This is a genomic window from Rubripirellula tenax (genome assembly GCF_007860125.1).
In the GTDB taxonomy this organism is placed as follows: Bacteria; Planctomycetota; Planctomycetia; order Pirellulales; family Pirellulaceae; genus Rubripirellula; species Rubripirellula tenax.
In genome coordinates this window covers 582881-591978 of record NZ_SJPW01000003.1, presented here as the reverse complement: position 1 = coordinate 591978, position 9098 = coordinate 582881, and the positions used below count along the sequence as shown (strand labels likewise).

At 56.4% G+C, this 9098-nt stretch carries 7 protein-coding genes and 2 pseudogenes; 2 read left to right on the top strand and 7 right to left on the bottom strand.

Going from position 1 to position 9098, the window contains the following annotated elements:
- Nucleotides 1–3 precede the first annotated feature (3 nt).
- Nucleotides 4–1044, bottom strand: a complete 1041-nt coding sequence (locus Poly51_RS13010) for a galactitol-1-phosphate 5-dehydrogenase (protein ID WP_146458122.1) — start codon at nucleotides 1042–1044, stop codon at nucleotides 4–6.
- A gap of 89 nt (nucleotides 1045–1133) precedes the next feature.
- Between Poly51_RS13010 and Poly51_RS13005 the strand changes: the two genes are divergently transcribed.
- Nucleotides 1134–1631, top strand: coding sequence for a cell division protein FtsH (locus tag Poly51_RS13005; protein ID WP_146458120.1), 498 nt, complete (start codon nucleotides 1134–1136; stop codon nucleotides 1629–1631).
- Nucleotides 1632–1670: 39 nt separating this feature from the next.
- On the opposite strand, the gene nth is transcribed toward Poly51_RS13005, so the two are convergent.
- The gene (gene nth / locus Poly51_RS13000) at nucleotides 1671–2348 is read right to left on the bottom strand and encodes an endonuclease III (RefSeq protein WP_246114466.1); all 678 of its coding nucleotides are present in this window, start codon (nucleotides 2346–2348) and stop codon (nucleotides 1671–1673) included.
- 122 nt (nucleotides 2349–2470) lie between these two features.
- On the opposite strand from nth, the gene Poly51_RS12995 reads away from it, so the two are divergent.
- Entirely contained in the window at nucleotides 2471–4102 is a 1632-nt protein-coding gene (locus Poly51_RS12995) for a cation:proton antiporter (RefSeq protein WP_146458118.1), read from the top strand.
- Here Poly51_RS12995 and Poly51_RS30415 read toward each other — a convergent pair whose 3' ends face one another.
- From Poly51_RS30415 to Poly51_RS12975, 5 genes and pseudogenes are all read right to left on the bottom strand, one after another.
- Nucleotides 4103–4270 carry a hypothetical protein gene (locus Poly51_RS30415; RefSeq protein WP_222435866.1) on the bottom strand — a complete coding sequence of 56 codons (168 nt, stop codon included), beginning with the start codon at nucleotides 4268–4270 and terminating at the stop codon, nucleotides 4103–4105. It abuts the gene before it with no gap.
- Between the two features lie 195 nt (nucleotides 4271–4465).
- A pseudogene (locus Poly51_RS31790) lies at nucleotides 4466–4552 on the bottom strand (hypothetical protein); the annotation flags it as partial.
- Between the two features lie 55 nt (nucleotides 4553–4607).
- Nucleotides 4608–5471 (bottom strand): annotated as a pseudogene (locus tag Poly51_RS31785) (DUF4153 domain-containing protein); the annotation flags it as partial.
- Between the two features lie 350 nt (nucleotides 5472–5821).
- Complete coding sequence (locus Poly51_RS12980) at nucleotides 5822–7072, bottom strand: DUF1559 domain-containing protein (RefSeq protein WP_146458114.1); 1251 nt, start codon at nucleotides 7070–7072, stop codon at nucleotides 5822–5824.
- A 512-nt stretch (nucleotides 7073–7584) separates the two neighbouring features.
- A complete protein-coding gene (locus Poly51_RS12975) occupies nucleotides 7585–9069 on the bottom strand; it encodes a DUF7133 domain-containing protein (protein WP_146458111.1) in 1485 nt (494 codons plus the stop codon).
- Nucleotides 9070–9098: the final 29 nt, after the last annotated feature.

Here is a 9098-nt window from a genome sequence, read left to right as displayed (position 1 = left end):
CGACTAAGCCTTTTGCGGCTGGATGACAACCTTCATTTGATCCGGATCACCGGCATGCAATCGCTCGAACCACTTCGGTCCGTCCGACAAACCGATCATCGATGTGATCAGTGGAGCGACGTTGATGATGCCGCGATTCATCAAGTCGATGCACTGCGGGTATTCTCCGTTGCAACCGCATGTTCCTTGCAAACGAATCTCTCGTGTCACGACCGATTGCAGGGGAAGCTCGATCGTTGGCGCGACGTTGCCGACCAAAGTCACGCAACCGCCTTTGCGAACGGACTCGATCGCCGTCTTGATCGTTGGCGTTGCACCGACGACTTCCAAGGCAACGTCGGCGCCACGTCCATTGGTCATTTCGCGAATCTTAGCAGGCACGTCGCAATGATCGGCTCGCAGGACATCGTCGGCACCTAGCTCTTTCGCGACCGCCAAACGCTTGTCGTTCAAGTCGACGGCGATCACTCGCGTCGCGCCCGCAGCGCGGATCGCTTGAATGGCAAGCAAACCGATCATTCCGGCCCCGACGACGACCGCCGTGTCGCCAAGTTTGACCGGGGTCACCGCGGCCGCGTGAACGGCCACCGAGACCGCTTCGACCAGGGCGGCATGTTCGAACGGTAACGAATCGGGCAACGTGTAAACGATCCGGCGCGGCACGCTGATCCGTTCGGCAAACGCGCCGTGACGTCGGTAATCCTCACACGACACGCCAAGGACCATTCGGTTGTCGCACAAGTTGCCGCTGCCTTGCCGACAAAAGTGACATTTGCCACACGAGACCATCGAATCGAAGGTGACACGGGTACCCTTTGGCATGTCCGTTACGTTCACACCGCTATCGACAACGATCCCGGCCGCTTCGTGTCCCATCACCAAAGGTGGAATGCGGCGTCCGGTGCTGCCGTCGAATCCGTGGATATCGCTGCCGCAGATGCCGCACGCTTCGACTTGAACCAGCACGTCATCAGCACCCATTTCGGGTTCGTCGACGTCGGTGACTTCCATCTTTTCGTATTCGGTTAACAGCAGAGCTTTCATCGCGATGATTCTATTTTGCGGGGTAGCTGGTTCTTCTAAAACATCGACAGTATCTTCGTAGCGGGCATTTTAGCACAGGTGACATCTCCTTGAATCACGACGACGACGAAACGCTAACAGCGTATCACGAGGCGGGGCACGCCGTCGTCGCCTACGCATTGGGGGCGAACGTCGATTCGATGCAGCTTTGGGGGGAAGCCGACGACTATCTTCCGGAACGCTTCGGCGACTGTCGCGTGAACTGGGGAACGGTGGATCCGAATCTGGATGTCCAACGCCAGCGAGAAATCATGACGTTTCTTGGCGGTCCGGTAGCCGAGATGATCTATCGGGGCGAACCACTGCATCCGGCACTTTACGGTCCTTGGCAGGATGATTGGCATCGCGCGATGCAAACCTGCGGAGCGATCGTTGCCGATCCCGAGCGACGTACTCGGCTGCTCGAAAAGATCATCGTCACCTTACACGATCATCTTGGTCGCCAACCGTATTGGCCCGCCATCGCGGGGCTGGCGGACGAATTGGCGGCTCACGAGCAATTGGATTCGGACCAAGTCAGCGACGTGTTGACGTTCTGGCTGCGATGATCGATTCGGTGTCCGCGTCGATGCCGATCGATGAATCTTTCAAGGCTTGATCCAGACGACGGGTTTCTTGCGTCGCGGATAGAGTTCGACGCACAGTCCGCACTTGGTACCGTCGCAGCCTCGGGCGGTGCAGTGCTCGCGACCGTAGAAGATGATCTGCAAGTGCAGTTCGTTCCACGACGATTCCGGGAACAACTTCTTCAGATCGCGTTCCGTCTCGACCACGTTCTTTCCGCTGGTCAGTCCCCATCGCTGGGCCAAGCGGTGGATATGCGTGTCGACGGGAAACGCAGGAACACCGAACGCCTGGGCCATGACAACACTGGCCGTTTTGTGACCGACACCGGGCAGCGATTCCAGGCCTTCGAACGTGCGCGGTATCTCGCCACCGAAATCGTTGACGATGATCTCGGACAACTTGGCCACATTCTTGGCTTTCTGGTTCGATAACCCGAGCGGCCGAATGATGGACAAAATTTCGGCTTCGCCCAACTGGGTCATCAACGCCGGCGTCGGCCCCCGACGAAACAGTTCTGGGGTGACTTCGTTCACCTTCTTGTCCGTGCACTGCGCGCTCAACAGCACCGCGACCAGTAAGGTGAAGTCATCGTTGTGATCCAAGGGAATGGGCGGGTCCGGATAGAGCTTCGCCAATTGTTGCCGAACCAGATCGGCGCGTTGTTGTTTCTTCAAGCTCAATTCTTCTTTGCGGGCCAAGATCGACTTCGACGTTTCGCGAGCATCGAAATTTCGGTCGCTCGTCAAAAGTCATTTTTAGACGCTATCCTACATTTCAATTTCCCGTTTCGGCACCCAATGGCGAAGAAGGCCTGTCGCTGATGTCCCAATCACTGGTTCACGACCTGTTGATCATCTTGTGCGCCGGATTGGTTGCCGGGCTGGTCTGTCGATGGCTGCGGGCATCCGTGCTGGTCGGCTATTTGGTGGTCGGCGCAATCGTCGGAAAAGGCGTGCTGAATCTGATCTCCGATAGCGAGCATCAGTTGGAACAGTTCGCCGAGGTGGGGGTGTTTTTTCTATTGTTTTCGATCGGACTCGAGTTTTCGATCGATGACTTGAAGCGTCTGGGCACGAAGTTGGTCATCGGCGGCACGGTCCAGATGACGCTGGTCGGATTGCCGGTCGCGTACGTGCTGGCGCAGATGCAGATGAGTTGGCAGACGTCCGTCCTGATCGGGGCGGCGGTCGCTTTCAGTTCAACCGTCTTGGTCTTTCGGGCACTATCGGAATGTGGCCAGTCCGAGCAGTCGCATGGACAACGGGCGATCGGAATCCTGCTGTTCCAAGATGCGGCGTTGGTACCACTGCTTTTGTTGGTACCGTTGCTGATGGGCGGCGACAATGAAGTCAGCTTCACGCAGTATTCGATCCTGGCGATAACATCGATCGTTTTTGTTGTCGTTGTGATCGGGCTCCGCAAGATTTTGGCGAGATGGGTGATTCCCTTGTTTGCGGGCTACCGCAGTCCCGACCTGATCATCCTGTTCACGATCGTGTCGCTCGGTGGCGTCACATTGGCGGCGTTTTCGGTCGGATTGCCGCCTGCGGTCGGATCGTTTGCGGCCGGGCTGATCTTTAACGGCAATCGATGGACCAAGCAAATCGATGCGTTGGTATTGCCGTTTCGTGAGACTTTCGCCGCAGTATTTTTCGTCGGCTTGGGATTGATTTTCGATCCGCGATTGTTCCTGTCCGCGCCGCTTGAAATGATTTTCGGGCTCGTGGGCGTGATCGTGATCAAGACGATTGCGGCCACGATCGCACTGAAGTTGACAGGGCTGTCCTTCAAACGAGCGTTCGGGATGGGGCTTGGATTGGCACACATCGGTGAGTTTGCGTTCGTGTTGGTTCTGCTGGGACTCGAATCCGGTGTTGTCGACGAATTGGCCTACCAGCGCGTCGTTGCGATTGCGGTCGGGTCGCTCGTGTTGACGCCGCCGCTGATGCGACTGGGCCTACGATGGGCGGGCTCCGACGAGCACACCGACTCGGCTGAACCGCAACGACTTGGTCGCGAAACGACAAGCAAGCGAGCTGTCGTTATCGGCGCCGGACCGATCGGACGTCGAATCGCTTCACAATTGGAAACTTCCGGGCACGACGTTTGCCTTGTCGACCTCAGCCCAATCAATTTGCACTTGTTCGCCCAAGAGGGGTTTCGCACGGTGGCCGGTGATGCGACCGATCGACAAATCTTGATGGCGGCCGATGTAAGCGAGTGCGGAATCACGGTGGTCTGCTTGCCTCATGATGCGACGGCTGTCCGTGTCGTCCGCTCGGTCCGCAAACTCAACCGCGACGGAAACCTGGTCGTTCGTTGTCGGTATCAATCGAGTGCGAAGAAAATGCAGAGTCTCGGCGTTGATTGCGTCGTCAGCGAAGAAGCGGAAGCCTCGATCGCATTGACGAGGGCGATCACCAGCCTGGAAGCGAATCGGTCGACCACATGATCAGTACCACTGCATCGCGTAGTGGCGGAACTCGCTGATTGCGGCACCTTGGGCGGTGCGGTCGGTGTAATCCGACCACTGCGATTGATTCGCGTCCAAGACACGGCGCAGCCAGCTCGTGCTGCCCTGGTAAGCCGTCCATGATTCGTCTTTGGGCGTGACCAGCATCGACTGCCTCTCGGCCAACATCGCGCGGACGCCGTTACGAATGATGGGATCGGGACAATCGACCAATGCCAATAGCGGCGATATGCCTTCGTTCTCGATGGGCTTCACCGCGATCATCACAGACGGTTTTAAATAACCACTGGACACACGCGCCGCGTTGTATCGATGTGCAACGTAGTCGACGGGAAAGACACTGTATGCGATCACGGTCAACGTGAACGCAATCAACTGTGATCGCAACAGCCACCAAAAATTCTTCTGTCGGCCGATCTTGTAAAGCACCAATACAAAACCGACGACAACCAGCGTGATACAAAAATCCGACCGTTCGCATGCGTGTCATCCCGTTGTATCCAACATAGATAAGCAAACGGTTGTAAACCGCCGCGGCAAGCAACAAATTGGCACCTGACCAAATCCAGGCCAACTTACGAAGTGAGTCCAGTCGCGGATCATTCAAAATCGAACCGCGAAAAATCAGCGACAACATGCCGGTGGCCAATGCGAGGGCAAACGTCAACCAAGCGGCGCCTTGATGAGCATAGCCGGCGTAGTAGAAACCGGCCGGAAACTCTCGCTTCCAAAGCGTCATCCATTCGAATCCCAAGTACGCCACGAACAAGCCGATCACGGTGACCAGCGTATTTCGAAATGCCGAATACCACTGAGAATGCGATGACGATCGCACCGTCGCATCGGAGGTCCCGAGTGATCCAAAGCGAATCATTGGCAAGGCCGGACGCATCAACCCGACGCCTACCAGCAAAGCCGTGATGCAAAATGGGATCTCCCAAACGGAAAACCCAGTCAACCAATTCACCAAGTGAGAACCCAAGTCGAAGAGATTCTTAGAAACGCGATCCAACAAGTCGGGATTGGCAAACACAAAAATCGATCCGAACACGCCGGCCGCCACCATGGGCAACAAGACCGAAAGCGAACCCGAGGGCAGCTTCCCCCCGCGTCCAAGATGCTTTGATAGGTGGAAGCGACCCAAGCTGAGCGCACCGTCGAAGAAAGCGCGTGATGCCAAGACGATGCCCTCCAAGACCAGGGGCACGCTTCCCGCTGCGACCATCGAAATCGCGATGACCAGCACGATGCCCGAGAAGATCGTCAATCCCGAACCCGACCAAATCAGTCGGGCGACCACAACGGCCAAGAAGCAAATCGTCCACTTCGCCGACGTCCGACGCAGCATCTTTGGGAACAACCCAAAGAACAAAATCGGAACGGCGGCTAAGAACAGGGCTGGCCCGGTAAACCCTTCGCAGCGAAAGATCAACACGTCGGCTAAGAACGTCCAAATTCCGGCCGCGACGACTTCACGTCCGGTCGGCGGATGAATCGTCGAGGGCTTTTCGGATGCCAGCGTTTCGGCAGCGGGTTGTGTCTGGGAAAAGTCACCTGCCATCTGCTAGATCTCCGGATTAGCTCGCGGACAAACGAACGAAGGCGGGAGAGGCGAATCAATCGCCTCCACCGCCCATTCGTTAGTTTAACACAAGGGTTACGCAGCCGTCACCAAACTAGTTCGATCGTGCCGGTCGATCAATCTTCAATGGACTCCGTTTCCCTCGAAGCACGTGTACCTAGGGCACCCCACAAACCGTAGGGGCTCTTCGATCCCGGTGACTGGGCACCGGTGCCGTTCAAACGAACCGTTGCGGTTGCCGAATTTCCCGCCTCGATCGAATCGGTTATGAATTTGACCGCACCGTCGGCGATCAAAATATGAACACCACCTTGGTGCCGACTGCTGGGCGGAAACATACCTTGGCCAGTATCAGAAAACGTGACACAGACTTCCGAGTTGGGTGGAAGAATCGTGTTCATGCTCGAGTACGTCGCGGTGCCGCTTGCCCAGCGGTAACCTCTTCCTTGGTTGGATGCTGCCAGTTGGGTAACGCCCGACGCCCAAAACAGTGGGCGAAGCGGGTCGAGCCCTTGGCCGGCTGGTTGGTTGCGACAAAACAGCGGATTGTCACGCGCGTTCGTGAATCCAATGCCAAAGCGAGGGATGGTCCGCTTGTCGCGATCGCCTAAATCAGTCGTGATTTCGCCGGCGGCGATGCTATTTGAAAGTCCGTCAAGGATGTCGCGGAAACCCATCGCAATGCGGGTGACGAACACACCACGTCCCGATGCCCGGATGTTTTCTGCGCGAGCAGATGATGGATTCAAGTTCGGAAAATAGGCACCGTCGGCCATGAAATCCACGCCGTCACCGATGCATGCAGCGTAGTTCGTTCGTCCCATCGCCGGCAAACCAGTACCCGGATCACTTGGGCAACGAAGCGTGGACATCTCGGTCATCCAAGGCGCGTACGCAGTGTTGCGCGTGTTGACGCCGCTGCCGTTCACGTTGTTTTCATCCGTGATCGTCGGTCCCATCGCCGGCCACGGCGGATTTCGAATGGTTCCGGGGGCGGCCAAGTTGACGACACTGGGATTGCTGATCTGCTCCCAAACGGCCTGCTGTTCAAAAAATGGCGTTAAACCAACAAGCCAACCCAATGAAAGTTGATTGGCTTGATCGCCGGCTTGGAACCAGTTCGTGCCTGGCCGCGACGTACCGCCCATTTGCATCGGCAGCTTTTTGTAGGCCGAATGATAGTTGTGCAGCGCTAAGCCGATTTGTTTGAAGTTGTTGCTACAGCTCATTCGCCGTGCAGCCTCGCGAGCGGCTTGGACTGCAGGCAGCAGGAGTCCGACCAGGACTCCGATGATGGCGATTACCACCAAGAGCTCCACCAAAGTGAAACCGCGGTTAGATCCGCGACGAGAACGTGCTAGCGACATGGGACGCCTTCCTTAAGAGAAAATGAAGTGAAAGGGAAACTTGACTCACTCGCCACTCTTTCGCATCTCCATCTCTAACTGAGCATTCGCCTTTTCTTGTTCGCTCAATTGATAGTCTTCGCCTGGCATGATCACAGTACTACTTTCGTTCGAACCACATCCTTGGCAAACCAAAAGTATGAGGGTTGCAAACAGAAGAACAGAGCGGACCTTCATGAGAGGGCTCGTGCGGTTGAAGGTTAAACGGAATGGAGATTGAGAATTTCGGGACTATACCCTGAGCCAAAAGTACTCCAAGTACGCATCTGCAAACGCTTTCAGAACGGTCGATGGATTGCCACTACCAACGGCAAGAACGGCATCGCCACGCCCGTAGATCCCAGCGGGGGAACCAGCAATACGCCATCCATGCCGCTATCCAAACCACCACGGTCTGGCATCGATGTGCAGTCAAGCTCTCAACATGGTGTTTGCGCAAGAGATTTCTTCATCTTCCGCACCGCGTATCTTCATCAATTCTTCACGAGAAGCCGATTGGCGGTGTAGTACGCGTCGGCGTGCAGCAGCGGAAGGCCGTTGTCACTGCGAACCCCAGCGGCGTGCAGTTCGTGAACATGCCCCCGTTGCAGTCCGTCGACGACCAATCGAACCGACATTCCATCTTCGGACACTTTGGCGGACGTGATCGTCAGGTCGGTGTGGTCAACTTCGGGGCTGCCGTACTGTTCGCGATACTCATACGCGTACGTTGACATCGCATAGTTGTCGACGTTGCCAGCCGACAACTTGTCGACCGGAAGTGTGAACGTGAGCAAAAAACCGTCCGGCGTTAACGCCATTTCTTTGATTTCAAAAGGCACCTTTCCGGTCCAGTCCAATCGTTCGACGGCGAACGGCTTATTCCCCACCGATCCCCAGCCTCGATTGGTGCCACCGACAAACAGCGCGCCCGACGGCGACATTTCGGTGGCAACGTTTCCTGATGCGAATCCCGATCGGAATGGGAAACAGGCACCCTGGTAGATTCCGTCGACCTGTTCCAAAAAGACTCGCATCACCTTGCTTTGCGTTTGATCACTGACAAACAATTGGCCCGGGAAGGGACCGAACTTTCCGTCGGTCGTATCGCACGCGATTCCCGATGCACTTTTGCCCATCTTGTCGTACGGAAACAGAATCGCCGGCGGAACCAGTTCGTCGATTCGATCGGCTTCTACCCACAAACGACTTCCGCTCTTCGGTGCAACGGGGCGCTTTCCCATTGTCGATTCGGCAAGGTCGTACCAGTCCCATCCGCCGGGGTGACCGACGAATTTTCCTTGCTGCAGGACTTTCAATCCGCATGTTCCATTCCACGGGCCTTGGTTGTCGGTATAGAAGACGTCGCCGGCTAAGTTGGCCCCCATGCCGCCGGGCGAACGTACGCCGCTGGTGAAAGGAATCGTCCGACCGTCCGGGGTGATCTTCATCGCCCACCCTCGATACGGCACGGCGCTAGAAAACGATCCGGTCAAACACAACGTGATCAGCATTTCGCCGTCGTCGTTGAACTTCGACCCGAAAGCATACTCGTGGTAGTCGCCCGATACGCCCCAGCCGTCTGCGTAAGTTTCAAAAATATCGGCTGCTCCGTCGCCGTCAACGTCGCTCATGCGAGTGACTTCGGGTCGTTGGGTTGCGTAAAGCCAACCGTCTCTTTCGGAAAGGCTAAGCGGTTCGTGTAAGCCGCGCGCGAACAGGCTGAATTGGTCCGCAGTCACTTTTTCGGATAACGGTTGTGTGACCATGAAGATGTCGCCACGGCGCGAGCAAACGGCCAAACGACCATCCGGCATCCACTGGAAACCGCACGCTTCGATGACTTCGTTCTCGGGAGTCTGGAACGTGGTGATGCGATAATAGTCGTTTTCGGTCGGCGACTGGGCAATCGTTTCGTTTACCGAAAGGCATAACACGAAAACGACGGACGCGACGAAGCTGCTTAGGCGAAATTTCATAGTAGGAATGCAGTGAGGGGTGACGGTAG

What these genes read in the sequence shown, in the direction of transcription:
- Poly51_RS13010 (WP_146458122.1), bottom strand. Translation starts at nt 1,044, where the DNA reads ATGAAAGCTCTGCTGTTAACCGAATACGAAAAGATGGAAGTCACCGAC.
- Poly51_RS12995 (WP_146458118.1), top strand. Translation starts at nt 2,471, where the DNA reads ATGTCCCAATCACTGGTTCACGACCTGTTGATCATCTTGTGCGCCGGA.
- Poly51_RS30415 (WP_222435866.1), bottom strand. Translation starts at nt 4,270, where the DNA reads ATGCTGGTCACGCCCAAAGACGAATCATGGACGGCTTACCAGGGCAGC.
- Poly51_RS12980 (WP_146458114.1), bottom strand. Translation starts at nt 7,072, where the DNA reads ATGTCGCTAGCACGTTCTCGTCGCGGATCTAACCGCGGTTTCACTTTG.
- Poly51_RS12975 (WP_146458111.1), bottom strand. Translation starts at nt 9,069, where the DNA reads ATGAAATTTCGCCTAAGCAGCTTCGTCGCGTCCGTCGTTTTCGTGTTA.